This window comes from Burkholderia pseudomultivorans, from assembly GCF_001718415.1.
In the GTDB taxonomy this organism is placed as follows: Bacteria; Pseudomonadota; Gammaproteobacteria; order Burkholderiales; family Burkholderiaceae; genus Burkholderia; species Burkholderia pseudomultivorans_A.
On the sequence record NZ_CP013377.1, the window covers coordinates 1,986,460 to 2,012,652 of the forward strand.

Below are 26,193 nucleotides of genomic sequence, written 5' to 3' on the forward strand. Positions count from 1 at the left end.
ACCCGTCACCGTCATGTTGCGCCACCACGCGCCATGCGCTCGTCAATGCGCGCCTTCCTGCCGGATCCGCGCCGATGCCTCTTCCACATTCCGCCATGCCGGCTGGCCGGGCGCATAGCGCGCGCGGATATATGCGGCGAGTTCGGCCATCTGCCGTTCGTCGAACGCGTCGCGAAAGCCCGGCATGTAGCCGAGCCGCTCGGTGGCCGGATGGTCGATGCCGTTGTGCAGCACGCGCAGCAGGTTGTCGGGCGTCGCCTGGCTGACGCTCGTGTTCAGCCCCATCAGCGGCCGCACGCCGAAATGCCCGACGCCGCCCGATTCGGCATGACAGACCGCGCACGCCGCATCGAACGCGCGACGGCCGTTCTCGAGGCCGAGCGTCGCGACCGTTTCCGCGCCACGCGCGTGCCGGGCCGCCGCATCGGCCGCCGCGGCATCGTCGACGGGCGGCGACAGCGAGGTCAGGTAGTGCGCGATCGCACGCACGTCGGACTCCGGCAGCGACGCGAGCCCCGCGACGACCGGCGCCATCGGCCCGGCCGCGACGCCGTGCTGCGCGGAAAAGCCGGTGCGCAGATACTCGAACAGTGCGGGCTCGGTCCACGGCACCGGTGCGGTGCGCGACGCGACCAGCGGCGGCGCGACCCACCCTTCTGCTTCGCCGCCCGACAGGTACGCGAGGCCGCCCTTCTCCGCGCCCAGCGCGTTGCGCGGCGTATGGCAGGCGCCGCAATGACCCGCGCCGTCGACGAGATACTTGCCGCGATTCCATGCGGCGGAGCGCGACGGGTCCGGCGTGAACGGCCGCGCATCGTGAAACAGCCAGTTCCAGCCGGCCAGGAGCCGCCGCTGGTCGAGCGGGAACGGCAGCTTCGTCTTCGGCGGCGCGTGCTTCACCGGCGGCTGCGACATCAGATACGCATAGAGCGCGAGCAGGTCCGGCTCGCTCAGCTTCGCGAACGCCGTGTACGGGAAGGCCGGGTACAGGTGCGTGCCGTCGCGGCCGATGCCTTCGCGCATCGCGCGCGCGAACGCGGGGTAGGACCACGCGCCGATGCCGGTTTCCGGGTCGGGCGTCAGGTTGGTCGTGTAGATCGTGCCGAAAGGCGTATCGAGCGCGAGCCCGCCCGCATTGGGCGCGCCGCCGGGCGCCGTATGGCAGACCGCGCAATCGCCGGCGATCGCGATCTGGCGGCCGCGTTCGAGCGTCGCCGCACTCCACATCGCGGCGTCCGCGCCGCCGGGCGCGACGGGGGCGATCGGCGCGGGCCCCGGCAGGATTGCGCAGGCCAGGCCGATCAGGCCGCCGGCCATCCCGCCGATGCCGCCGCCGGCCAGCCAGCGGCGCCAGCGCGATGCACGGCGCGGCGCGACGGCGACCGGTCCGTCGCCGAAACCGGTTGATTCGGGATGCGCCAGCGCCGCGCGAATCCGCTCGGGATCGAACGGCGGCGCGCGAAAGCGCACGCCCGTCGCGTCGTACAGCGCGTTCGCGATCGCGGCGGCGGCCGGCGCGGCGGCCTGCTCGATCCGCTGCGCGTCGTGCGCGGATCGCGCGTCGTGCGCGCCGGATGACGCATCGGCGGCGACGACCAGTTCATGCGCAAGCGCATCCGGTCGTGCCGCGGCATCGGCCTCGTCATGCGCAGGGCGCGCGGCCAGCCGCGTGCCCATCACGCGCGAAATCGCCGCCTCGATCTGCCATGCGGGCAAGCCCGCCAGCGCGGCGCGGTCGGGCGCGCCCACGCCCTGCCCGGCGACGACGCGCCGCACCGCGACCTCGCCCGTCGCAGGATCGACGTCGAGATCGACGACCCACGCACTCCAGTTCGCGTCGCCGCTCTCGCGCGTCGCTTCGGCTTTCGATTGCTCGTGGTCGCGATCATGATCGCGCGGCGCGACGGCGCCCGCCTGCGCGGATTCGTCCGCCCGCGTGGCGGGCAAGGCAATCGTGTCGGACGACGACGGCGAATGTGCGCCGTCGAAGGCGAAGCCTCGGCCGCTGAGCCGCGTGCCGGCTTGTCGCCCGGCCGCGACCGGCGCGCCCCAGGCGGCGCGCTCGCTGACCATCCGGATAATCTCGCGCGGGCCCGCGTCCTGCGCCGCATCGAGATGCTGCAGCCGCAGCGCGACCGGATCGCGCCGCAACGCGCCGGCGAGTTCGTCGACGAACGATTCGCGCGCGAACACGTGCGCGTGAGGCGGAATCGCGCCGGCGGCGTCGGCCATCTCGATCGACGTCTGCGCGTGCCGGTAGACGAAGGGGGACGCCGCTGCGGATGCGTCGACTGCCGGCGCGGCATCGGACGACGGAGCGTCAGGGCGGTCAGCTGCATCGTCGTTCGGCAACCGACGCCGAAGCGTCTCACGATCGTCCGGCGCCGCGCCGAGCTGCGCGCGATAGCGCCATGCCGTGATCCGTCCGTCGGCAGCGGTCCGCGTTTCGATATCGAGCGACGCATGCGTGCGCGCCTCGCCGGCCGGCCAGCCGTAGCGCGCGTGGTGCGTGCGCGATGCGTCGTCGCGGTCCTGCTGCGCGTTGTCGGTGGCAGGCTCGCAATCCATGGCGCGCGACGCATCCGCCTGCATGGTCATCTGCCGATCATCCTTCATGACCGTCCCGCAGATAGCGTGCGGCGCGATGCACCGCACGAAGGATCTCGAGATGCGTGCCGCAGCGACACAGGTTGAAGCGCAGCGCAGCGCGGATCGCCGCGTCGTCCGGCGACGGATCGCGGTCGAGCAGCGCCTTCGTGCTCATGATCATGCCGTTCAGGCAATAGCCGCACTGCGCGGCCTGTTCGTCGATGAACGCGCGCTGGATCGGATGCGGCGCATCGCGCGACCCGAGCCCTTCGAGCGTCGTCACGTCGCGCCCGTTCGCGACGCCGGCCGGCACGACGCACGAGCGCGTCGCCTGCCCGTCGACCAGCACCGTGCAGGCGCCGCACTGCCCGAGCCCGCAGCCGTATTTCGGGCCGTTCAGCGCGCAGTCGTTGCGCAGCACCAGCAACAGCGGCGTATCGGAGGCGATGTCGTCGACGGTGCACGGCGCGCCGTTGACGCGAAACGCGAGCGACCGCGACGGGGAAGCGGAATGGGACATGGGTGGATCCGGAATGCGGGGCGGCCGATCACCGGCTGACGATCGACCGACAAGCGGCCGGCGGCGGGCACGGCTGCCGGCTCGCGGCGACCGGCGCGAGCCGGCGACGAGTGCCGCGGCGCTCAGATATAACACGCCGAAATGCGCGCGTGCCGGCCTTGCACGCCTCGGCGCGCGGCATCCCGCCCGGGCGCCGGCACGACAGCACGACAGCGCGCCACGAGAAGCACGCGTCAGGCCACGGCCGCCACGCTGTCCCGCGACGGCGACACGAGCGGCACGTCGAACACGTCGTAGCCGAACACCCATGACGGATCCTCGTTGGTCCGCAGCCACGTGTTGTTGTGCGACACCAGCTGCACCTTCGACGCGCGCGCGGCGCGATTCGCCTCGTACAGCGCGAACGCGCCCGCGTAATCGCCGATACCGACCTCGTCGAGACAGCGCGCGAGCATCGCGGCATCCTCGATCGCCATCGCCGCGCCCTGCGCCATGTGCGGCTTCATCGGATGGCATGCATCGCCGAGCAGCACCAGACGGCCGCGGCTCCACAGCGGCAGCGGATCGCGCTCGAGCAGCGGCCACTTCGTGATCGACGGCGACACGTCGATCAGGTGCTGGATGTCGTCGTGGAAGCCGGCAAACGCTTCGCGCATCTCGTCGCGGCTGCTGTCGACCATCGACACGCCTTCCGGCCATTCGGCCTGCGGCACGCCCGTCACGTAGTAGTACTCGTCGCGCTTCTCGGTGACGTAATAGACCATCATGTGGCGATCCTCCGACCACCATTTCACGCACATGTCGTACGGCTTGTTGCCGAGCAGCGACGCGGGAAACACCGCGCGGTGCGCGACATAGCCCGTATAGCGCGGCGGCTCGGCGCCGAGCAGGTGCTCGCGGATCTTCGAGTTCACGCCGTCCGCGCCGATCACGATATCGGCCGTGTCGACGCTGCCGTCCGCGAACGTCAGGCGCACTGCACCGCCCGTGTCCTCGACCGACGCGAGCCGTTTGCCGAAGCGGATCGTGCCCGGCGTCACGGCCTGCGTCATCAACGCGTGGAAATCGCCGCGATGCACGGTCAGGTAGCTCGCGCCGTAGGTCTTCAGCGCGTAGTCGCCGAGCGGGATCTGCGCGAGCACGTCGGCCGTCTGCCAGTCGCGGCTGTACCAGCAATCGGGATGCGAGCCCATCGCGTTGAGCGCGTCCTCGCAACCGATGCGCCGCATGATCTTCATCACGTTCGGGCCGAGGTGGATCCCCGCGCCGAGGCGCGAGAACGCCGGCGCCTGCTCGTACAGCGCGACGTCGTAGCCGCCGCGCTGCAGCAGCGCAGCCGCGGCCGTGCCGCCGAGACCGGCGCCGATGATTGCGATACGGGGTGTGCTCATGCGGATCTCCTGATCGTGAGCCCGTTGCCGGACAGCGCGCGGGAACGGGTGGATGGAACGAGTTTTATGTAGCGTACACACTCAATTTATTGAAGACAAGCGGAATGTCCGGCGCGCGTCTTTCATTCGGGAAAACACCAATAAAACCCCATTCCTTTCGACACATCGGCATGCCATCCAAGCCAAAAAAACATTTTGGCCTATTGTTATTTTCAAATGTACACACTAGACTTTTCTCGAAGCGGGCCGGTATCGCCTCAGCATGCCGCCCCATCCTCACCGACACGGAGCCCTCCTTCATGAGCAAGACCTACCGCATCGGCCAGATCGTGCCGAGTTCCAACACGACGATGGAAACCGAAATTCCGGCGATGCTGCGCCTGCGCGAGGCGATCCGGCCCGAGCGCTTCACGTATCACTCGAGCCGGATGCGGATGAAGAAGGTCGTCAAGGAAGAACTGGCGGCGATGGACGCGGAGTCCGATCGATGTGCGATGGAACTGAGCGACGCGCGCGTCGACGTGCTCGGCTACGCATGCCTCGTCGCGATCATGGCGATGGGGCACGGCTATCACCGCGTGTCGCAGGCGCGCCTCACGAAGCAGACGGCCGACAACGGCGCGCAGGCGCCGGTGCTGACGAGCGCGGGCGCGCTCGTCGACGCGCTGAAGGTGATCGGCGCGAAGCGCATCGTCGTCGTCGCGCCGTACATGAAGCCGCTCACCGAACTGGTGGTCGACTACATCCGCAACGAAGGCTACGAGGTGATCGGCTACCGCGCGCTGGAAATCCCCGACAACCTCGACGTCGGCCGCCACGATCCGGCGCGCCTGCCCGAGATCGTGAAGACGCTGCCTTACCAGGACGCCGATGCGATCGTGCTGTCCGCGTGCGTGCAGATGCCGTCGCTGCCGGCCGTCGCCAAGGTCGAGGCAATGACGGGCAAGCCGGTCGTCACGGCCGCGATCGCGACCACCTACGCGATGCTGCGCGAACTCGATCTCGAGCCGATCGTGCCCGGCGCGGGCGCACTGCTGTCCGGCGCGTACTGAACGCCCCTTTCCGACGGAGCCCTCCGATGTCCTCGACCTTCCTGTACGGCGCGAACGTTCACGCCAACGGCATTCGCCAGCACTACCTGCGCTACGGCGGCGCGACCGGCTCGCGCGCCGCGCGCCCCGCGATCGTGCTGATTCCCGGCATCACGAGCCCCGCGATCACGTGGGGCTTCGTCGGCGACGTGTTCGGCGCCGCCTTCGACACCTACGTGCTCGACGTGCGCGGCCGCGGGCTGTCCGAGGCCTCGCCGACGCTCGACTACAGCCTCGATGCGCAGGCCGACGACGTCGCGGCGCTCGTCGCCGAACTCGGCCTGCCGCGCACCAGCCTCGTCGGTCACTCGATGGGCGCGCGGATCGCCGCGCGCGCGGCGCGGCGCGGCATTCGCGGGCTCGAGTCGGTCGTGCTGGTCGATCCTCCCGTGTCGGGCCCGAACCGCCGCGACTATCCGGGCAAGCTGCCGTGGTACATCGACTCGATGGCGCTGGCGCGCGCGGGCACCGATGCCGAGGGCATGCGCGCGTTCTGCCCGACCTGGACCGACGCCGAACTGCGGCTGCGCGCCGAATGGCTGCACACCTGCGACGAACGCGCGGTGCGCGCATCGTACGAAGGCTTCCATACCGACGACTTCCACGCGGACGCCGCGCAGCTGGGGGTGCCGTCGCTGCTGATCACGGCCGAACGCGGCGACGTGGTGCGCGACGAAGACGTCGCCGAACTGCAGCGCGCGACGCCGTCGATGCGGCACGTGCGCGTGCCGGCCGCGGGCCACATGATTCCGTGGGACAACGCGCCGGGCTTCTACGCGGCGTTCGGCGACTTCCTCGGCGCGCCGCTCGCGGCCTGAGCGCCCGGCGCCCGCCTTTTTCCCTCACGCCTTTACCGGAGCCGACGATGCCAGTCAGCGACACCCAACTGATCGACGCGTGGAAGCAGGTGCTCACGCTGTCGCGCCTCGAACCGGGCCAGACCGTCACGATCCTGACGAGCGCGGCCACCCACCCGCAGACGCTGTCGTGCGCGCTGATCGCGACGCAGTCGATGGGCGCGATCGTCAATCGGCTCGACCTGCCGCCCGTCAACGGCGACAAGGCGTTCAGCCGCGACCCGCTCGCCTATCTCGGCACGACGCCGCTGACCGGCAATCCGGCCGCGATCGCCGCGCTGCGCGCGAGCGATCTCGTGCTCGACCTGATGACGCTGCTGTTCTCGCCCGAGCAGCACGAGATCCTGAAGACGGGCACGAAGATCCTGCTCGCGGTCGAGCCGCCCGAGGTGCTGGTGCGGATGGTGCCGACGCTCGCCGACCGCACGCGCGTGCTCGCCGCAACGAAAAAGATCGCGGCCGCCCGCGAGATGCGCGTGAGCTCGGCCGCCGGCACCGCGCTCGTGTGCCCGCTCGGCGAGTTCCCGCCGACGGCCGAATACGGCTTCGTCGACGCGCCGGGCCGCTGGGACCACTGGCCGAGCGGCTTCGCGCTGACCTACCCGAACGACCGCACCGCGCACGGCACGATCGTGATCGACCGCGGCGACATCCTGCTGCCGCAGAAGCACTACGTAAGCGAGCCGATCGTACTGACCGTCGAAGGCGGTTACGCGACGCGCATCGAGGGCGGCGTCGACGCCGACCTGCTGCGCGACTACATGGACACCTTCGCCGACCCGGAAGGCTATGCGATCTCGCATATCGGCTGGGGGCTGCAGCCGCGCGCGCGCTGGTCGACGCTCGGCCTGTACGACCGCGAGGCGACGATCGGCATGGACGCGCGCGCGTTCGAAGGCAACTTCCTGTTCTCGCTCGGCCCGAACAACGAAGGCGGCGGCAGCCGCACGACGACCTGCCATATCGACATTCCCTTGCGCCGCTGCACGGTCGAGCTCGACGGCGAAACCGTCGTGCGCGACGGCCGCGTGACCGACCAACCCGCCTGACGAGACAGACCATGACCGAGCTTTCCCGCCACGCCGAAGCCCATGTATACCGCCAGCAGGGCTTCGGCACACCGCTGCCGCCGCACGGCCGCATCGGACTGCTGATCGTCGATTTCGTGGTCGGCTTTGCCGATCCGGCGACGTTCGGCGGCGGCAATATCGCGCCGGCGATCGCGCGCACGACCCGCGCGCTCGCCATCGCGCGCGAGCGCGGCTGGCCCGTCGCGCACAGCCGGATCGTCTATGCGGACGACGGCAGCGACGACAACGTGTTCTCGCTGAAGGTGCCCGGCATGGCGACGCTGACCGAGCACCATCCGAACAGCGCGATCGTGCCCGAACTGACGCCGGCGCCCGGCGAACTGGTCGTGCGCAAGACGGTGCCGTCCGCGTTCTTCGGCACGCAGCTCGCGCCGTGGCTCGCGCAGCGCGCGGTGCAGACGCTGCTCGTCGCGGGCGCCGTGACGAGCGGCTGCGTGCGCGCCAGCGTCGTCGATGCGATGTCGCACGGCTTCCGGCCGCTGGTGCTCGCCGATTGCGTCGGCGATCGCGCGATTGCGCCGCACGAAGCGAACCTGTTCGACATGCAGCAGAAATACGCGGCCGTGATGCCGCTCGACGACGCGATCTCCGCAATCGACGCGATGCCCGCGCACGCGCGCTGAAGCACGGCGTGCGCGCAGCGGCGGCGAAGCGATTCGCCGCTTCCACCGCCGCGATTGACGCTGCACTTTTGGCCGCCTAGATTGGAGGCGCGCCGGCCGCCGCCCGACCAACCTTATCGCCCCGCGCATCCCGCGACAGGATCCCGCCCTCGTGAACCGCTCCGAACTGCTCGCGCGCAACGGCTGCCTGACCGTGATCCGGCCGCCCGCGCCGCCCGTCAAGCCGGCGCCCGGCCAGCCGGGCAGCCTGTCGTCGTATGTGCCCGACCTGCCCGAGGTATTCGTCGCGATCCTCGACGACGGCCGCATCCTCGCATTCAACGGGCACGTCGATCTCGGCACCGGCATCCGCACGTCGCTCGCACAGATCGTCGCCGAGGAACTCGACGTGCCGGCCGCGCGCGTGACGATGGTGCTCGGCGACACGGCCGCGACGCCGAACCAGGGCCCGACCATCGCGAGCGCGACGATCCAGATCTCGGCGACGCCGCTGCGCTGCGCGGCCGCGCAGGCGCGACACGCGCTGCTCGCGCTCGCGGCCGAACGGTTCGGCGTCGATGCCGCCCGGCTGAGCGTCGACGACGGCGCGATCTCGACCGCCGGTTCCGCCGACGCGCGGCAAACGGCCCGCTTCGCCGAACTGGTCGCGGCGCGCCGCATCGCGCTGACGCTCGACCTGAACGCCCGCACCAAGGATCCCGCGCAGTACCGGATCGTCGGCCGCTCGTCGCCGCGCGTCGACCTGCCCGCGAAAGCGACCGGACAACTCACCTTCGTGCACGACGTGCGCGTGCCGGACATGCTGCACGGTCGCGTCGTGCGGCCGCCGTATGCGGGGCACGACAGCGGCGCATTCGTCGGCGCGTCGCTGCTCGACGTCGATCGCGCGTCGGTCGCCGACGTGCCGGGCCTGGTCGCGGTCGTCGCGATCGGCGATTTCGTCGGCGTCGTCGCCGAACGCGAGGAGCAGGCGATCCGCGCCGCGCGCCAGCTGCGCGTCACGTGGCGGCCGCCCGCCGCGCTGCCGCCGCTCGACGATCCGGCCGCCGCGATCGCGGCCGCGCCCGCGCGGCGCCGGCTGCTGCTCGACGAAGGCGACGTGGAAGCCGCGCGTGCGCAGCCCGGCACGCTCACGCTGACGCGCCGCTATGCGTGGCCGTTCCAGATGCACGGCTCGATCGGTCCGTCGTGCGCGGTCGCCGACTATCGCGCGCCGGGCGACGGCCGCATCACCGTGTGGTCCGGTACGCAGAATCCGGTGTCGCTGCGCTACGACCTCGCGACGCTCGTCGCGCGCGACGAAGCCGACTTCGATATCGTGCGGATGGAAGCGGCCGGCTGCTATGGCCGCAACGGCGCGGACGACGTGTGCGGCGACGCACTGCTGCTGTCGCGCGCGGTCGGCCGCCCGGTGCGCGTGCAGTTGTCGCGCGCGGACGAGCATCTGTGGGAACCGAAGGGCGCGGGCCAGCTGATGCAGGTGACCGGCACCGTCACGCGCGACGGCCGCCTGCTCGGCTACGACTTTTCGACGCGCTATCCGTCGAACGACGCGCCGCTGCTGGCCGCACTGCTGACCGGCGCGCTCGCGCCCGAGCCACGCGTGTTCGAGATGGGCGACCGCACGGCCGTGTCGCCGTACGTGTGCGCGCACCGGCGCTTCGTCTGCGAGGATCTCGCGCCGCTCGTGCGCGCGTCGTGGCTGCGCGGCGTATCGGCGCTGCCGAACTCGTTCGCGCACGATGCGTTCGTCGACGAATGCGCGGCGCTGACCGGCGTCGATCCGCTCGCGTTTCGCATCCGTCATCTGCAGGACACGCGCGCAGTCGATCTGCTGTACGCGGTCGCCGCGCGCGCAGGCTGGACGCCGCGCGTGCGGCGCGAGCCCGATCCGGCGCGCGTCGTGCGCGGGCGCGGCATCGCGTATGCGCGCTATGTGCACAGCCGCTTTCCCGGCTTCGGCGCCGCGTGGTCGGCATGGATCGTCGATGTGAGCGTCGATCGCGTGTCGGGCGAGCTGCGCGTGGAGCGCGTCACGGTCGGCCAGGACACCGGCACGATGATCAACCCCGACGGCGTGCGCCACCAGATTCACGGCAACGTGATCCAGGTGCTGAGCCGCACGCTGAAGGAGCGCGTGCGGTTCGCCGACGGCAAGGTCGCGTCGCGCGAATGGGCGAGCTATCCGATCCTGACCTTCGATGAAGTGCCGGAGGTCGACGTCGTGCTGGTGCCGAGACAGGGCGAGCCGCCGCTCGGCGCCGGCGAGTCGGCGTCGGTGCCGGGCCCCGCCGCGCTCGCGAATGCGCTGTTCGACGCGACGGGCGTGCGCTTCTACGCGCCGCCGTTCACGCCCGAGACGATCCGCGCCGGACTGCGCGACGCGGGCCGGCTGATGACGCCCGCCGACGCCGACCTGCGCGCCGCCGTCGGCGCGGGGTAAACACCCGCACGCCGCGCACGCGTCACGCGCCGCCGTCCTCCTCCATCATCTTGCGCAGCAGGAACTGCAGCGCGACGCGCTCGCCGGGATTGAGCGTGCCGTAGGTGCGCTCCGTCACCTGCCGTGCGAACGGCACCGTGCGCTCGATCAGCGCGAGACCGGCCGCCGTCGCGCGCACGAGCAGCTTGCGGCCATCGTTCGGATCGGGCAGCACCTCGATCAGCGCACGCGCCTTCAGCCGCTCGACGACGCCACGAATCGTCGCCTGGTCGATCGCGGTCGCCTTGACGATATCGTTCAGCGAGCTCGCCTGCCGCTCCTTGACCGCGCACAGCGTCACGAACTGCGCGGCCGTGAGGTCCGAATCGGGAATCGCTTCCTGGAAGATCGACACGTGTCGCTGATAGGCGCGGCGCAACAAATGCCCGACCTGGTCGTGAAAGTCGTAGGAATCCTTCGAAGACGCCATGAAAATGAAAGCCCGCGCGGCCTGAAAACGGAAAGACAAGCAGTGTACACCCTCGAATCGGCGAGATTGCGTGCGCGCCGCCGCTTCATTGCGGTGCATCAAGACGGATCGCCATCGCTCCGGCCGCTCCTCGTCGTGGTCCAACGAGCGACGCCGCATACGCACGCCGTCCGCCCGCGCTTCCGCGGCGCGCCGCAGTTCCGTGTACACGCTTCACTTTGAAGTGCACACGCACGAATTTCGTGCATTCCGTCGCGCGCTGCGCTCGCGCTCCATCGCTTGCCGATTCGTACAAAAACCCCCGGCAAAAACAGGGATTATCGGTACACGTTCGCGCCAGACGACGCGCTGCGGGCCGTGCGCGATTGAACACGTATTTTCTAGTGTGTACGCTATTTAATTGGCGTGCTATACAGACTCAAGCGCGCGCCTCGAACCATGCTCGCGTCGATCAGCGACCCACTTACCCGTCACATTCGAACAGGGGCAATCCCATGTCTACCGCACACCCGAGCGCCGCCGTTTCCCCCGACGACGCGCTGCACGGCACGCTCTACCGCAAGGTCACGCTGCGCCTGATCACGCTGTTCTGCCTGTGTTACTTCGCGGCCTACCTCGACCGCATCAACATCGGGCTCGCGAAGCTCCAGATGCTCGACGCGCTGAAGTTCAGCGATGCCGTGTACGGGCTCGGCGCCGGCCTGTTCTTCGGCGGCTACATTCTGTTCGAAGTCCCGAGCAACCTGATCCTGCAGCGCGTCGGCGCAAAGCTGTGGATCGCGCGCATCATGATCACGTGGGGCCTGCTGTCGGGCGCGACGATGTTCGTGCATACGCCGATGCAGTTCTACGTCGTGCGCTTCCTGCTCGGCGCCGCCGAAGCCGGCTTCCTGCCGGGCGTGCTGCTGTACCTGACGCAGTGGTATCCCGATGCGCGCCGCGCGCGGATCGTCGCGCTGTTCATGGTCGGGCTGCCGCTGTCGAGCATGATCGGCAGCCCGATCTCCGGCTGGATCATGCGCGCGTTCGACGGCGTGCACGGGCTCGGCGGCTGGCAGTGGCTGTTCCTGCTCGAGGCGCTGCCTTCCGTGCTGCTCGGCTTCGCGGTGCTGCGCTGGCTGCCCAACAGCATCGAATCCGCGCAATGGCTGAACGCCGACGAGAAGCGCATCCTGCGCGCGAATCTCGACCGCGACCCGGCCGGCAACAAGAGCCACGCGCTCGGCCGCGCGTTCTCCGATCCGAAGGTGTGGGCCCTCGGCCTGATCGACCTGTGCGTGCTGCTCGGGCTGTACGCGGTGAGCTTCTGGCTGCCGACGATCCTGCGCGACACCGGCGTGAAGGACGCGTATCACATCGGCTGGCTGATGGTGATCCCGAACGCGGCCGCCGTGCTCGCGACGCTGTATTGCGGCGCGAGTTCGGACCGCGCGCGCGAACGCCGCTGGCATATCGTCGTGCCGTTCGTCGTGTCCGCCGTCGCGCTCGCGATCGCCGCGACGTCGTCGCACGGCACGGTCGGCACGGTGCTGCTGTTCTCGCTGATCAACGCGGGCGCGGCGGCCGCGATGCCCGTCGTGTGGGCGCTGCCGTCCACGTTCCTGAAGGGTTCGGCCGCCGCAGGCGGGATCGCGTTCGCCTGCTCGATCGCGAACCTCGGCGGCTTCGGCAGCACCTATTTCATCGGCTGGCTGCGCGACACGTTCCATTCGCAGAGCGCAGGGCTGTACGGCTTCGCCGCGTGCATGCTGGTCGGCTGCGCACTCGCGCTCGCATATCCGGCGAAGCTCGTGAACCGCTGAAACATCGCCGCGCGCGGCATGCCCGTCGCATCGTGCGCGACGCGATCGTGTCGCGCTCGACATCACGACGGCCTCGATCGCACGCATCGCAACCCGATTGCCGTTTGAAACGGCGCGACGATGCAGCGCCACACCGCGTGTCGCGGCGCTGCCTTTTTACAACCGGCTGAACACGCACGCGCCCTCTTCCTGTCGCCCCTTCGTCCTGCCCTGCCGCGCCGCGCTTTCACACGCGGTTTCACGCCGCGCGCGCCGCGCAGGCACGTCACTTGCGTCATCGCTGCGCCCGCCGACACGGCGGACGACTACCTTCCCTCAACCGGCGCTGCGCCCCGCGCGAATCCCCGTGCGGCGATCCCGCATCGCAAGCAGGTTCCCTGAACGAGAGGAAAAAAACATGAGATCAATCCGAACTGTAGTGGCCCTGTGCTCGGTCATCTCCGTGCTCGCGGCATGCGGCGGCGACGGCAACGACGTCGGGACCGAGCTGGGCATCTCGAAGCCGCAGGCGCGCTTCATCAACGCGGTGCCGGCCGGCCCCAACCTCGACTACTACCTGAATGCGAAGATCGATGCGTCGGGCATCGCGTACAAGGGCGTCACGCGTTATCACGACGTCGACTCGGGTACGCAGAACGCCAGCTACGACGTGTCGGGCACGACGACGACCGTCGCGTCGCAGTCGTTCAGCGCCGCGAACGGCCACCATTACACGACGATCGCGCTGCCCAGCACCTCGTCGCCGATCTCGGTCGTCGACGATCCGTATGCGAAGGGGCTGCTGTCCGACAAGGCGCGCGTGCGCAGCTTCAATGCGTCGCCGAACGCGCAGAACGTCGACGTGTACGTCGTGCCGCCCGGCACCGACATCACGACGCAAAGCCCGACGCTGTCCGGCGCCGCGTATCAGAACGCATCGCCGGCCTCGGGCCAGGACTCCGTCTACCTGAACGGCGGCAACTACCAGGTGATCGTCACGACGGCCGGCAGCAAGACGCCGATCCTGAAGACCGCGCCGGTCGCGCTGAACAACAACGCCGACTGGCTGCTCGTGACGATCCCGTCGGGCGGCATCGGCGACGTGACGCCGAACGACATTCACGTGCTCGTCGCGCAGGGCAACGACGCCGATACGTCCGCGCAGGAACTCGGACCGCAGTAAGGCACGGCGATTCGTCGGCCGCGACGCCCCGGCCCTTGGCCGGGGCCGTCTCGGGCCGCCCGCATTCAGTCGATGCGCTCCAGGCGGATCACGTGCTCCGCGCGCGTGCCGTCGCCATGTTCGATGTCCACGTCGCCGACGTAGCGCACGCGCCAGCCCGGCCGCGTCGCGATCTGCGGCAAATTGCCGGACGGCCGGCTCTCGATGCCGCCGAGCCCTTCGTCCGGCGTATCGACGCTGTCGTCGAGCGACGCATTCGAATAGATCACGTTGTCGTGCCACTCGGACGCGCCGGTTCGCGCCTCCATGCCCTTGCCGTCGACGTCGACCGTGTTGTCGGTCATCGCCATGTTCGCGTTGTCGAGCGTCACGATCCGGCCGGCTGCGCGGCGGACCGGGTCGCCGCTGTCGACCGCATGCGCGCTCGTGTCGATCGGCGGCAAGCCGGTCGGCGTCTTCGCGGCAATGGCCTCGGGCGACAGCGGCCGGTGCTGCGCGACCTCATGGGCCTGCGTCGCCGCGTCCGGCATGTCGTGGCCCGCCGCCGGCGTCTTCACGGGGCTCTTCGCCACCGCTTCCTGCTGCTGTTTCGGGGTTGGATTCGATTCCGCGTTCTGCATCGCACCTCCTTGTCCGGTCGGCGTGCGCACGCGCCGCCGCCGCGCCGGGATTCGCTACAACGGTCCTTGCAAATCTTTCAAACACGCAGCCGCACGCACGGGGCCGCAGGGCACCCGTGTCCGGCCGGCACGATCGCGCGGCATGCCGCACCGCGCCTGCGGCCGGCACACCGTTCGCGAATGCGCTCGTCAGCCGCCGCTTGCGCCACTCGGCGACGAAGCCGCGCCCGGTGTGCTCGCCCCCATGTCGGCGCCGCTGCCTGCCGTGCCGCTGCCTGGCGCGGTGGACGGCGCGGGCGACATGCCGCCCGTGGCGCTCTGGCCGGAACTCGTGTCGCCGGTGTCGGATTTCTTCTGACAGCCCGCACCCGCCGCCAGGCCTGCAATCAGGATGCCGGCGAACACGGCACGCGATACGTGACGAAGTGAATATCGCTGCATGACACCTCCTGCCGATGTCGTGTGGATGGAACCCGATCACAAGCAATCCGCGTACCGCCGCCGTCGATCCACCCCATTCATTTTTCGAATGACGGCCACGCGAATATTTAATTTCCCATCGTTTCGACGGCCGCCCATACTCGCGAACGAATCCGACACATAACATCCACGACGGCCGGGCCAGCGCTGCGTGCATACGCGGCCGGTTCGCGCCCCGAACATGGAAGGAGACACCGGCGTGCAACTGGAAGCCACCCACCGCGCGGGCATCATGCTCGGCGCGGACGACGCATCGCATCGCACCGACGCAGCCGCGCGCGACCCTGCGCTGAGCCTGCGGCTGCACAACCCCGATCTCGCGCCGACCCAGGCCGAGGGCCGGACCTGGGGCCGCTACAGCATCTTTGCGCTGTGGACCAACGACGTGCACAACATCGCGAACTATTCGTTCGCGATCGGGCTGTTCGCGCTCGGCCTGTCGGGCTGGCAGATGCTCGCGTCGCTCGCGATCGGCGCGGTGCTCGTCTACTGCTTCATGAACCTGACCGGCTACATGGGCCAGAAAACCGGCGTGCCGTTTCCGGTGATCAGCCGGATGAGCTTCGGCATCTATGGCGCACTGCTGCCCGCGATGATCCGCGCGGTGATCGCGATCGCATGGTTCGGCATCCAGACCTATCTCGCGTCGGTCGTGCTGCGCGTGCTGCTCACCGCGATCTGGCCGGGTCTCGCCGCGTTCGACCGGAACGCGGTGCTCGGCCTGTCGTCGCTCGGCTGGATCACGTTCGTCGCGATCTGGTTCGTGCAGATCGGCATCCTTGCGTACGGGATGGAGATGGTCCGCAAGTACGAGGCGCTGGCCGGCCCGATCATCCTCGTCACGACGCTGTCGCTTGCGGCGTGGATGTTCAGCCGCACCGGCGGTCATCTCGCGCTGTCGATCGGCGCGCCGCTGACGGGCCTGAAGGCATGGACGGAAGTGTTCGCGGGCGGCTCGCTGTGGCTGGCGATCTACGGCACGCTGGTGCTCAACTTCTGCGATTTCGCGCGCTCGTCGCCGAGCGCGAAGACGGTGCGCGTCGGCAATTTCTGGGGCCTGCCCGTCAACATCCTCGTGTTCGCGACGATCAGCTTCGTGCTCGCGGGCGCGCAGTTCAAGCTCAACGGCCAGGTGATCCACAGCCCGACCGAAATCATCGCGACCGTGCCGAACAAGCTGTTCCTCGTGCTCGGCTGCCTCGCGTTCCTGATCGTGACGGTCGCCGTCAACATCATGGCGAACTTCGTCGCGCCCGCCTTCGTGCTGACGAGCCTCGCGCCGCACCGCCTGACGTTCCGCCGCGCGGGCCTGATCAGCGCGACGGTCGCGGTGCTGATCCTGCCGTGGAACCTGTACAACAGCCCGGTCGTGATCGTCTATTTCCTGTCGGGCCTCGGCGCGCTGCTCGGGCCGCTGTACGGAATCATCACGGTCGACTACTGGCTCGTGCGCAGGCAGCGCGTCAACGTTCCCGACCTCTATACCGAAGCGCCGAGCGGCACCTATTTCTATACGCGCGGCGTGAACCGCAAGGCGCTCGCGGCACTGGTGCCGTCCGCGCTGATCTCGATCACGCTCGCGGTCGTGCCCGCGTTCAGCGCGATGACGCCGTTCTCCTGGCTGCTCGGCGCGGCCGTCGCGGGCGGCGTGTACTGGCTGAGCGCCGATCGCAAGCGCGAATACGAAGAGCGCTCCGGCGAGCACATTGCGGTCGCCTGCGCACAGCACTGAACCTCGAACATATGCAACGGGAAACACGGAGTCGCCGATGAGGATCCTGATAGTCAACGTCAACACGACCGAGTCGATCACCGACGCGATCGCCGCGCAGGCGCGCGCGGCCGCATCGCCCGGCACCGAGATCGTCGGGCTGACGCCGCGCTTCGGCGCCGAATCCGTCGAAGGCAACTTCGAAAGCTACCTCGCGGCGATCGCCGTGATGGATCGCGTGCTGAGCTACGACGAACCGTACGACGCGGTGATCCAGGCCGGCTACGGCGAGCACGGCCGCGAAGGCCTGCAGGAACTGCTGACCGCGCCGGTCGTCGACATCACCGAAGCGGCGGCCAGCGTCGCGATGCTGCTCGGCCATCGCTACTCGGTCGTCACGACGCTCGACCGCACGGTGCCGCTGATCGAGGATCGCCTGAAGCTCGCGGGGCTCGACGCGCGCTGCGCGTCGGTGCGCGCGAGCGGCCTCGCGGTGCTCGAACTCGAGGAGAACCCGGCCCGCGCGATCGAATCGATCGTCGACCAGGCGCAGCGCGCGGTGAAGGACGATCACGCGGAAGTGATCTGCCTCGGCTGCGGCGGGATGGCCGGCCTCGACCGGCAGATCGAGGAATGCACGGGCGTGCCCGTCGTCGACGGCGTGTCGGCCGCGGTCGCACTCGCCGAATCGCTGGTGCGCCTGAAGCTGAAGACGTCGAAGGTGCGCACGTACGCGCCGCCGCGTCCGAAGCGCATCGTCGGCTGGCCGGCCAGCTTCGCGAAATGATGCGCCGCCGGCCGGCCGTTGCCATGCGTGCGGGCCGCGTGTCGCAGGGAGGATCATCGCCATGCGGGACGCGCTAGATCCGCACGCCTGCCCGGCCGGCGCGTTCGATACCACGAACGCGCTCGACGTACTCGATGCGCGCCTGATGCGCATCCTGCTCGTGCTGCTGACCGAGCGCACCGTGTCGCGCGCGGCCGTGCGGCTCAACATGTCGCAGCCGGCGACCAGCGCCGCACTGAAGCGGCTGCGCACGCTGCTCGGCGATCCGCTGCTGGTGCGCAGCCGCTACGGGATGGTGCCGACCGAATTCGGCGCGCGGCTGATCGAACCGCTGCGCAACGCGCTGCGTGTGATCGACTTCATCCGCATCCAGCAGCCGAGATTCGATGCGCGCACGTCGGTGCGCACCTACCGGATCGGCTGCCCCGACTACCTGAACGTGCTGTTCGTGCCGAAGCTCGTCGCGCTGTTCCGCGAACGCGCGCCGAACGCGCAGCTCGTGTTCCATCCGCTCGGCGACGGCTTCGACGACGAGCGCGCACTCGCCGACGGCGAACTCGACCTCGTGATCGACAACCGCCCTGCCCGGCTGTCGCGGTTCCGGCAGGACCACCTGTTCGACGATCGCGTCGTATGCCTGATGCGCGCCACGCATCCGCTCGCGCGACGCGGCGCGATGACGGCCGCCGATTTCGCCAATGCGCCGCAGCTGTGCCCGACGCCGTCGTGGCTCGAAGCGTCGGGCGCGATCGACCGGCAACTCGAACGCGTCGGCCTGCAGCGGCGGATCGTCGTCACGCTGCCGCACTTCGAACTTGCTGCGCACGCACTCGTGCGCTCGGACCTGCTGCTGACCACCACCTACCGGCTCGCGCGCCACTACGCGAAACTGCTGCCGCTCGGCGTCGTCGCGCTGCCGGCCGATCCGCCCGACATCGCGTACCGGATGACGTGGAACGAAGCGGGCTCGTGCGTGGAAGGCGTGCACTGGCTGCGCGGGCTGGTTGCCGAAGCGACGCAAAGCTGGCTCGGGGCGGAAGCTGGGCGGCCGGCGGTCGCGGCGATTCCGGCATCGAAAGCGGCCGCTGCGGTCGCGTCGGAACCCGCTCGCACGCCGCGTCGCCGGCATGCGGCGCAGTGCGGCACGGCACCACGCGCGCCCGTCGCGCGCGTGTCGCGTCATCATCGTCTGCCGTCGAAGTCGCACTGAGGCGTACGCACCGGGCAACGAGATGCCGGGCCGTCGCTCGCTCGTTCCAGGTCGCGCCATCTCGAACGGAACCGCAGCGGGCTTCGCCCGTCACGCCGCGCGCATTGGCTGCGCAAGCAACCGGTATGCGACCACCGCAACCCCGAGCGCCAGCACGCCGCTCACGACAAGCGTATCGGCGAAACCGCGCGCGAACGCCGTTGGCGCGGCCTGCGCGAGCGCGCCGGCGGCCGATGCCGGCACGCGCCCGAGCGCCTGCGCGAGATCGCCGGCCAGCAGGCTCGACATGAATCGCGCATCGACGCTGCCGCGCAGCACGGACCCAGCCTCCAGCAGGCGGTCGAGCTGCGCATGCGTGCGAGCCGCCAGCACCGCGCCGAGCACGCCGACGGCCGTCACGATCGCCGAGAAACGCGTCGTCGTGCTGATCCCCGACGCCATCCCCGTGCGGTTCGGCGGCACGCACGCCATGATCGCCTTCTGCGTGTCGCCGTTCATGATGCCCGCGCCGCAGCCGGTCACGAACATGCCGAGCGCGACCCATCGATACGCGCCGCTCGCCGTCAGCGCCGCGGTCGCGAGATTGCCCGCGCCGATCAGCGCAAGCCCGGCGGCCAGCACGCCGCCGGACGATACGCGCGCCCCCAGCGCCGCGCCGAGCGACGGTCCCGCGATCATCGCGAACGCGAACGGCAGCATCCCGAGTCCTGCGTCGATCGCCGACATCCCGAACGCGTTCTGCAGGTACAGCGGCAGGAACGTCATCATCACCTGCGCGCAGGCCGCATAGCCGAACATCGCGAGCACCGCGCCGACGAAACGCGGCTGGCGGAACAGCGCGAGATCGATCATCGGCCGCGCCTGCCAGCGTTCCGCGCCGACGAAGGCCGCGAACAGCGCGGCGGCGAGCGCGAGCCGGCCGAGCGTCGCCGCCGACAGCCAGCCGTGCGACGGCGCGCCGATCAGCGCCGCGATCGCGCTGGCAAGCGCCGCGCCGAACAGCAGGCTGCCGGCGAAATCCACGCGCTTCGCCTGCGGATCGCGCGACTCGTCGATTGCGCCGCGCGCACCGGCCGCCAGCAGCATGCAGACCGGCAGGTTCAGCAGGAACACCCAGCGCCAGCCGATCCACTGCGTGATCGCACCGCCAACGAGCGGCGCGACGGCCGTCGCGATACCCATGCACATGCCCCACACCGCCCATGCGCGCGCGCGTTCGCGACCGTCCGGGAAACGGTTCGCGATCACCGCGAGCGCGGCCGTCAGCAGCAGCGCGGCGCCCGCGCCCTTCGTCGCGCGCGCGGCGATCAGCCAGCCGGCCGACGGCGCGATGCCGCAGCCGAGCGACGCGATCGCGAACAGCGCAAGGCCGATGCCGAGCATCCGCTTGCGGCCGAAGCGGTCGGCGAGGCCGCCGGCCGGCAGCAGGCACGCGGCGAACGCCGTCATGTAGGCGCTGACGACCCATTCGACGTCGGCGAAGCTCGCATGAAAGCTGCGCGCGATGCTCGGCAGCGACACCGCGACGACGTTCGTGTCGAGCACGATCAGTGAGCAGGTGGCCGACGCGACGGCAAGCGTCGCGGCGGCCGGCATGCGGGGGCCCGCGCGCGTCGTGGCGGGCGCCGGTGAAGAAAGGGACATCGACGACTCCGGGACAGGATGGACGAGCCGTATGCTAGGCTTGCCCGGTATTGCCTGTCATTGACACTCCCACGCTGTTTTATTGACGAATCCTGCAATCATGGACCGGCTCGAATTCCGTCACGTCCGCGCGTTCCTGAGCGTCGCGCAGCATCTGCACTTCGCTCGCGCGGCCGAGGCGCTCGACATGGCGCCGCCCGCACTCACGCGACAGATCCAGGAAGCCGAGCGCCTGCTCGGCGTGCGGCTGTTTCACCGGTCGCGGCGCGCGGTCACGCTGAGCGCGGCGGGCGAGGCCTACCTCGGCGAGGCGAGCGCCGCGTTCGAGCATCTGCGGCGCGGCCGCGAGCTCGCGGCGCTGGCCGAGCGCGGCGAGCTCGGCCGCATCGAGATCGGCTATGTGTCGTCCGCCGTCTATTCGGGCACCTTGCAGCGCACGGTCGGCGCGTATCGCGCCGCGCATCCGCGCATCGAACTGGACCTGCGCGAAGTCCCGATGGACGACGTCGCGCGGCAGCTCGACGCCGGCCGGCTCGATCTCGCCTATGTGCGGCCGCCGTTGCCGCTGCCGGGCGGGCTGCGGATCGTCACGCTGCAGCGCGACGTGTTCGTCGCGGCGGTGCCGGCCGATTCGCGTTACGCGGCGATGGCGACCGTGCGCGCCGCCGATCTCGCCGATGCGCGCTTCGCGGTGCCGGAGCAGGAACGGGGCACGCTCGAAGTCGCGCGCCGCGGCCGCTTCGCGCCGGTGATCGCCGCGCGGCCGGGCGGCTTGCTCGCGGTGCTCGCCTGCGTGTCCGTGAACGGCTGGGTCGCGGTGATTCCCGATGCGCTCGCCGACTGCGTGTCGCTGCCGGGCGTCGTCTACCGGCCGATCGCGGGCAAGCCGATCATGTCGGAGCTTGCGCTCGCGCACCGGCGATTCGAAAAAGCGCCGGCGGTGCGCGCGTTCCTGCGGACGGTCGTGCCGGCCCCGTAATGCGCGTCGGCTGTGCGAGGGCCGATGACGAACGCGCTGGACCGCCGCCCTGTCCCGGACGCCGATCCGCCATCGCAGCACATTCCAAGCGAACTCGCGTTGCCGCCTGCCTGCATGTACGCGAGCCTCGGCCACCGCACACCCGCTCCGCCCGAATATGCATTTCACGATTCGATGTTTGTCGGCGGGAAACCGATTCCGTAAGCTGCCCGGCAGCCGCGCCATGAACACGCGGATCACCGAGGACACGCCGCCGATGCATCACGCCCCCTCCGTCACCCGTCGCCGCACGCTGCTGCGTCTCGCGGCACTCGCGGCCGCGCCGCTCGCCGCTCGCGCGCTGCCCGCCCACGCCGCCGCCCAGGATCTGTCGAACGTCACGCTCGTGCTCGGCGACCAGGCCGGCGGCCTGCGCGCGCTCGCGGAGGCCGCGCGCGTGCTCGACGGCGCGCCGTACCGGTTCCGCTGGGCCAATTTCCAGGGCGCCGCGCCGCTGTTCGAGGCGCAGCGCGCGGGCGCGATCGATCTCGCACCGGCCGGCGACCTGCCGGTGCTGACCGCCGCGCTCGGCGATCCGGCGCTGCGGATCGTCGCGACCCGCGTCGGCTCGCCGGCATCGCTCGGCATCGTCGTGCAGCCCGACTCGCCGGTCCGCACGGTCGCGGACCTGAAGGGACGCACGGTCGTCGTATCGTCGGCGCGCGGCAGCATCTCCCAGTACCAGCTGTACGGCGCGCTGCGCGAACACGGCCTCGCGGCCGCCGACGTCGACGTGCGCTTCGTGCTGCCCGTCGATGCGTTCGCCGCGTTCGAGGCGAAGCAGATCCCGATCTGGGCGACCTTCGATCCGTACTACGGGCATGTGGTGCGACGCGGCGCGCGCGTCGTGCGCGACGGCAGCGGCATCAACTCGGGACTCGCGTTTCTCACGTCGCCGGTCGACACGCTGAACGATCGTGCGAAACGCGCGGCGCTCGCCGACGTACTCGCGCGGCTCACGCGCGCCGGTCAATGGGCGCTGTCGCATCCGGCCGATTACGCAAGCGTCTACGCATCGCTGACGCGCCTGCCGCCCGATGCGGCCGCCGACATCGTGCGCCGGGCGCCACTCGCACAGCGCGGCCTGACCGGCGTGGACATCGCGGTGCTGCAACGCGTCGCCGACCGCGCGGCGGCCGATGCGATCCTGCCGAAGCGAGTCGACGTCGCGTCGATCGCGATCCGCAATCTCGGCGCGCCCCAGGCAGGCTAGGACGGCAAGCGGACGAGTCGGGTTCGCGTCATTGCAGCCATGGCTGCAACGACTGCTGCAATGTCGAATTCGTCAGACCGAAGGCGGCACGCCGCGCGGCCGCGTCATGTCGAGATCCGGTACGTCGTCGCCGAACGTCGACGCAACCAGCGTGCGCATCGCGGCGACCAGCAGCGTCGGCCCCGACTGGTTGAACGTGCAGCGCTCGCCCGCGGCCGGCACCGCGCGATGCAGCACGGCACGCCACGGACCGCACGCGCCGTCGCGCTCGAATGCGGCGAACGGCAGCCGCTCGACGAGCGGACCGCCGTCGGCCCACGACGACGACGGCGCAAACGGCACCGGCGCGCCGCCCCGCTCGCCCACCACCGTGCAGCCCGACGCATCGACGCGCGGCGCATCGCGATCCATGGCCATCGCCACCCAATAATCCAGCGCCGCGCCTGTCAGGTCCTCGACTTGCATGCCCGCCTCCGCTTCGTCTCCGGCGACGACATCGCGGCCGCCGCGCGCGTCGCATATCCGCGCCACCGTCTTTGATCACCTGCACCACCGCGATAAGCATAGTTCAAATCGTTGCTTGTCCGCGCCCGGAGCGTCATCGAGAATGACCCGACGGGCTCGCGCCCGGTTTCGTTCCCTAACGTTTCCACTTTGATCGATCCATGCTTCCACTGCGTCTGCTGCGATCGCTGCTGATCGCCTCCGTCTTCGCGCTGCCGGCCGCCGCCGCGCACGCGGACAAGCCCGCCACCATCCGCATCGGCGTCGCGCAGCAAGGCGCCGGCGACCCGCCGACCTTCGGCGGCTCGTCCGCCGCGACCGTGCAATTGCAACAGCTTGTCGAAAAGGAATTCGCGGCCGACGGCATCAAGGTGCAATGGCTGTTCTTCAAGGGTGCGGGGCCGGCCGTCAACGAAGCGATCGCCAACAAGGCGCTCGACTTCGCGTACCAGGGCGACCTGCCCGCCGTGCTCGCGCGCGCCAACGGGCTCAAGACGCATCTGCTGCTCGCCACCAGCGTCCGCTCGGGCGTCAAGATCGCGGTGCCGCCCGATTCCGACATCAAGTCGATCAAGGACCTGAAGGGCCGCCGCGTCTCGATCTTCCGCGGCACGAACCTGCAGCTCGTCGCCGACAACGCGCTCGCGAAGAACGGGCTCGACGAACGCGACCTGCGCGTGACCAACCTCGACACCGCGAGCGCGCTGGCCGCACTCGCGTCGAAGGGCATCGACGCGTCGGTGAACGACTATCAGCTGTACAAGCTGCGCGACGCGGGGCTCGCGAAGATCATCTACGAATCGCAGAACGACGGTCCTCAGTTCACGCGCCAGACCCACCTGCTCGTGCTCGACGACTTCGAACGCGCGCATCCCGACATCGTGCAGCGCGTGGTCGACGCGGTCGTGAAAGGCGCGCGCTGGTCGTCCGACGAAGCGAACCGCGATGCGCTGTTCAGGCTGTGGGCGAAGAGCGGCGTGCCGGTGTCGTCGTGGCAGGCCGACTATGCGAACCAGCGCCTGAAGGATCGCCTGTCGCCGCTGATCGACCCGTTCCTGGTCGCGCGCTACAAGGCCGTCGCACAGGACGCGTTGCGACTGAAGCTGATTCGCCAGCCGATCGACGTCGACGGCTGGTTCGAGCCGAAGTATCTCGACAACGCGCTGCGCGCGCAGAAGCTCGAACAGTACTGGCCGCGCTACGACGCGTCCGGCAAGCCGCTGTCCTGAACCGGAATCCGCCGATGAGCGACACCGCGATCCCGATCCCGTCGTCCGACCCGCATGCGCTCGGCGCGTCGTCGCGCCGTCGCGCGGCCGCGAAGCGGCTGGCATGGCTGCTCGCGCCATGGGTGCTCCCCGCGCTGCTGTTCACGCTATGGAACGTCGGCAGCGCGCGCGGCTGGATTGCGCCGCAGATCCTGCCGCCGCCCGAACAGGTCTATCAGGCACTCGCCGAACTCGCGGCGAGCGGCGATCTGCTGCGCCATACGCTGATCAGCCTGCAGCGCGTGCTGGTCGGTTTCGCGGCCGGCACGCTGCTCGGCTTCGCGATCGGCGCGGCGCTCGGCCTGTCGCGCACGTTCGAGGCGTACGTGCTGCCGAGCTTCAATGCGCTGGTGCAGATTCCGGTGCTCGGCTGGCTGCCGTTCCTGCTGCTGCTCGTCGGCGTCGGCGAGCCGCTCAAGTACCTGCTGATCGCGCACGCGGCGCTGGTACCGGTCACGCTGAGCACGCTGCAAGGCTTTCGTCAGACGCCCGCCGCGCTCGACGAGGTCGCGCGCGGATTCGGCTACACGCGCCGCCAGCGCATCGTCCACGTCGTGCTGCCGGCCGCCGTGCCGACGCTCGCGACCGGCGTGCGGCTCGCGTTCACGAAGTCGTGGCTCGCGCTCGTCGTCGTCGAGCTCGTCGCGTCGTCCGAAGGGCTCGGCTACCTGATCGTGTACGGCAGGCAACTGTTCCAGCTCGATCTCGTGATGGCCGCCGTCGTCGTGGTCGGCGCGGTCGGCCTGCTGATCAACCGGCTGCTCGACGCGCTCGAAGCGCGCCTGCGGCGCGGCGTGCCGTCCGCGTTTCGCGGCTGACGCTGCGCGCCGCGCCTTCCGAGGAATCCTTTTATGCCGCATTCCACTACGCCGATCCCGCACGAAGCCCGGCACGCCGCCGTCGTGACACGACGCCGCCACGCGCCCGACTGGCGCGGCCTCGTGCTGCCGCTGGCCGCGGTCGCGATCTGGTGGGCGATCGCGTCCGCGCACCTGATCAACAGCGGGCTGCTCGTCAGCCCCGCCGACGTGCTGCGCACCGCATGGACGCAGATCACGAGCGGCGCGCTGGCCCGCGCGCTGTCGGCGTCGCTTGCGCGCGAAGCATGCGGCTTCGCGATCGGCGCAACTGGCGGGCTGCTGCTCGGCGCCGCGCTCGGGCTGTCGCGCGTCGCGACGCGCATCGTCGGCCCGAGTTTCGACACCTTCAAGCAGATCTCGCTGTTCGCGTGGATTCCGCTGATCTCCGTCTGGTTCGGCCTCGGCGACGTCGCGAAGGTCGTGTTCCTGTCGCTCGCCGCGCTGCTGCCCGTCGCCGCGCATACCTGCGACGGCATTCACGCGGTGCCGCGCGCCTATGTCGACGTCGCGCGTGCGCTGCGCTATTCGCGGCTTCAGCTCGTGCGCCACGTGATCCTGCCCGCCGCGCTGCCGTCGATCTTCACCGGGCTCTATCTCGGCCTCATCTATTCGTGGCTCGCGACGCTCGGCGCCGAATACTTGCTCGTCGCGGGCAGCGGCATCGGCAACACGCTGATCGACGGCAGCGAGCAGTTCCGCATGGATCTCGTGCTGTTCGGCATCATCGTCGTCGGCGCAACCGGCTGGGCGCTGAACGCGCTCGCCCGCGCGATCGAGCGCAAGGTGCTCGCGCGGCGCGGCGACCTGAACGCCTGATCGTCCCTTTTCCCCGTGACTTCC

Annotated in this window: 24 protein-coding genes; 17 read left to right on the top strand and 7 right to left on the bottom strand. The window is 70.0% G+C overall.

Annotated elements, in window-relative coordinates:
• Positions 1-42: 42 nt before the first annotated feature.
• The 3 genes from WS57_RS08415 to WS57_RS08425 form a co-directional block, all read right to left on the bottom strand.
• Positions 43-2,568, bottom strand: a complete 2,526-nt coding sequence (locus WS57_RS08415; protein WP_069244355.1) for a cytochrome c — start codon at positions 2,566-2,568, stop codon at positions 43-45.
• Positions 2,569-2,605: 37 nt separating this feature from the next.
• Entirely contained in the window at positions 2,606-3,109 is a 504-nt protein-coding gene (locus tag WS57_RS08420; RefSeq protein ID WP_040129728.1) for a (2Fe-2S)-binding protein, read from the bottom strand.
• Positions 3,110-3,342: 233 nt separating this feature from the next.
• Complete coding sequence (locus WS57_RS08425) at positions 3,343-4,500, bottom strand: FAD-dependent monooxygenase (RefSeq protein WP_009695349.1); 1,158 nt, start codon at positions 4,498-4,500, stop codon at positions 3,343-3,345.
• Between the two features lie 299 nt (positions 4,501-4,799).
• Here WS57_RS08425 and WS57_RS08430 point away from each other — a divergent pair, with 299 nt between their 5' ends.
• From WS57_RS08430 to WS57_RS08450, 5 genes are all read left to right on the top strand, one after another.
• A complete protein-coding gene (locus WS57_RS08430; protein WP_009695348.1) occupies positions 4,800-5,552 on the top strand; it encodes an Asp/Glu/hydantoin racemase in 753 nt (250 codons plus the stop codon).
• A gap of 26 nt (positions 5,553-5,578) precedes the next feature.
• Entirely contained in the window at positions 5,579-6,409 is an 831-nt protein-coding gene (locus tag WS57_RS08435; protein WP_059515051.1) for an alpha/beta fold hydrolase, read from the top strand.
• Between the two features lie 47 nt (positions 6,410-6,456).
• On the top strand, positions 6,457-7,497 hold the full coding sequence (locus tag WS57_RS08440) for a hypothetical protein (RefSeq protein WP_009695346.1): 1,041 nt from the start codon (positions 6,457-6,459) through the stop codon (positions 7,495-7,497).
• 11 nt (positions 7,498-7,508) lie between these two features.
• On the top strand, positions 7,509-8,162 hold the full coding sequence (locus WS57_RS08445) for an isochorismatase family protein (RefSeq protein WP_009695345.1): 654 nt from the start codon (positions 7,509-7,511) through the stop codon (positions 8,160-8,162).
• A gap of 151 nt (positions 8,163-8,313) precedes the next feature.
• Complete coding sequence (locus tag WS57_RS08450) at positions 8,314-10,605, top strand: xanthine dehydrogenase family protein molybdopterin-binding subunit (protein WP_059515050.1); 2,292 nt, start codon at positions 8,314-8,316, stop codon at positions 10,603-10,605.
• Between the two features lie 22 nt (positions 10,606-10,627).
• On the opposite strand, the gene WS57_RS08455 is transcribed toward WS57_RS08450, so the two are convergent.
• Positions 10,628-11,074: a MarR family winged helix-turn-helix transcriptional regulator gene (locus tag WS57_RS08455; RefSeq protein ID WP_009689296.1), complete on the bottom strand. Its 447-nt coding sequence runs from the start codon at positions 11,072-11,074 to the stop codon at positions 10,628-10,630.
• Between the two features lie 494 nt (positions 11,075-11,568).
• On the opposite strand from WS57_RS08455, the gene WS57_RS08460 reads away from it, so the two are divergent.
• Positions 11,569-12,876: an MFS transporter gene (locus tag WS57_RS08460; protein WP_009689295.1), complete on the top strand. Its 1,308-nt coding sequence runs from the start codon at positions 11,569-11,571 to the stop codon at positions 12,874-12,876.
• A gap of 397 nt (positions 12,877-13,273) precedes the next feature.
• A complete protein-coding gene (locus WS57_RS08465) occupies positions 13,274-14,038 on the top strand; it encodes a DUF4397 domain-containing protein (protein WP_040129735.1) in 765 nt (254 codons plus the stop codon).
• Between the two features lie 65 nt (positions 14,039-14,103).
• On the opposite strand, the gene WS57_RS08470 is transcribed toward WS57_RS08465, so the two are convergent.
• Entirely contained in the window at positions 14,104-14,658 is a 555-nt protein-coding gene (locus tag WS57_RS08470; RefSeq protein ID WP_040129736.1) for a DUF3005 domain-containing protein, read from the bottom strand.
• 142 nt (positions 14,659-14,800) lie between these two features.
• Between WS57_RS08470 and WS57_RS37570 the strand changes: the two genes are divergently transcribed.
• The 4 genes from WS57_RS37570 to WS57_RS08490 all read left to right on the top strand — a co-directional run bounded on the left by WS57_RS37570 (position 14,801) and on the right by WS57_RS08490 (position 18,846).
• Positions 14,801-15,016 carry a hypothetical protein gene (locus WS57_RS37570; protein ID WP_167361707.1) on the top strand — a complete coding sequence of 72 codons (216 nt, stop codon included), beginning with the start codon at positions 14,801-14,803 and terminating at the stop codon, positions 15,014-15,016.
• Between the two features lie 303 nt (positions 15,017-15,319).
• The gene (locus WS57_RS08480; RefSeq protein ID WP_155741148.1) at positions 15,320-16,870 is read left to right on the top strand and encodes an NCS1 family nucleobase:cation symporter-1; all 1,551 of its coding nucleotides are present in this window, start codon (positions 15,320-15,322) and stop codon (positions 16,868-16,870) included.
• A 37-nt stretch (positions 16,871-16,907) separates the two neighbouring features.
• On the top strand, positions 16,908-17,636 hold the full coding sequence (locus tag WS57_RS08485; protein WP_069244035.1) for an aspartate/glutamate racemase family protein: 729 nt from the start codon (positions 16,908-16,910) through the stop codon (positions 17,634-17,636).
• Positions 17,637-17,697: 61 nt separating this feature from the next.
• Entirely contained in the window at positions 17,698-18,846 is a 1,149-nt protein-coding gene (locus tag WS57_RS08490; protein ID WP_069244036.1) for a LysR family transcriptional regulator, read from the top strand.
• Positions 18,847-18,936: 90 nt separating this feature from the next.
• Here WS57_RS08490 and WS57_RS08495 read toward each other — a convergent pair whose 3' ends face one another.
• Positions 18,937-20,490 (bottom strand): MFS transporter, encoded by a 1,554-nt coding sequence (locus WS57_RS08495; protein ID WP_069244037.1) that lies wholly within the window; start codon positions 20,488-20,490, stop codon positions 18,937-18,939.
• Positions 20,491-20,590: 100 nt separating this feature from the next.
• Between WS57_RS08495 and WS57_RS08500 the strand changes: the two genes are divergently transcribed.
• Genes WS57_RS08500 through WS57_RS08505 form a run of 3 tightly spaced genes read left to right on the top strand, consistent with a single transcriptional unit; the run spans position 20,591 to position 22,721 of the window.
• Positions 20,591-21,469 (top strand): LysR family transcriptional regulator, encoded by an 879-nt coding sequence (locus WS57_RS08500; RefSeq protein ID WP_069244038.1) that lies wholly within the window; start codon positions 20,591-20,593, stop codon positions 21,467-21,469.
• A gap of 24 nt (positions 21,470-21,493) precedes the next feature.
• Positions 21,494-21,673, top strand: a complete 180-nt coding sequence (locus WS57_RS36910; protein ID WP_155774270.1) for a hypothetical protein — start codon at positions 21,494-21,496, stop codon at positions 21,671-21,673.
• Between the two features lie 52 nt (positions 21,674-21,725).
• Entirely contained in the window at positions 21,726-22,721 is a 996-nt protein-coding gene (locus tag WS57_RS08505; RefSeq protein WP_069244356.1) for an ABC transporter substrate-binding protein, read from the top strand.
• 72 nt (positions 22,722-22,793) lie between these two features.
• Here the strand turns inward: WS57_RS08505 and WS57_RS08510 are convergent, their stop codons facing one another.
• Positions 22,794-23,186, bottom strand: coding sequence for a phage protein NinX family protein (locus WS57_RS08510; protein WP_059515096.1), 393 nt, complete (start codon positions 23,184-23,186; stop codon positions 22,794-22,796).
• A 200-nt stretch (positions 23,187-23,386) separates the two neighbouring features.
• Here WS57_RS08510 and WS57_RS08515 point away from each other — a divergent pair, with 200 nt between their 5' ends.
• The 3 genes from WS57_RS08515 to WS57_RS08525 are packed head-to-tail and all read left to right on the top strand — an operon-like array spanning position 23,387 to position 26,169.
• Entirely contained in the window at positions 23,387-24,454 is a 1,068-nt protein-coding gene (locus tag WS57_RS08515) for an ABC transporter substrate-binding protein (protein ID WP_040129749.1), read from the top strand.
• Between the two features lie 14 nt (positions 24,455-24,468).
• Positions 24,469-25,311, top strand: coding sequence for an ABC transporter permease (locus tag WS57_RS08520; protein WP_069244039.1), 843 nt, complete (start codon positions 24,469-24,471; stop codon positions 25,309-25,311).
• Between the two features lie 33 nt (positions 25,312-25,344).
• A complete protein-coding gene (locus WS57_RS08525; RefSeq protein WP_059515045.1) occupies positions 25,345-26,169 on the top strand; it encodes an ABC transporter permease in 825 nt (274 codons plus the stop codon).
• The last annotated feature ends 24 nt before the right edge of the window (positions 26,170-26,193 follow it).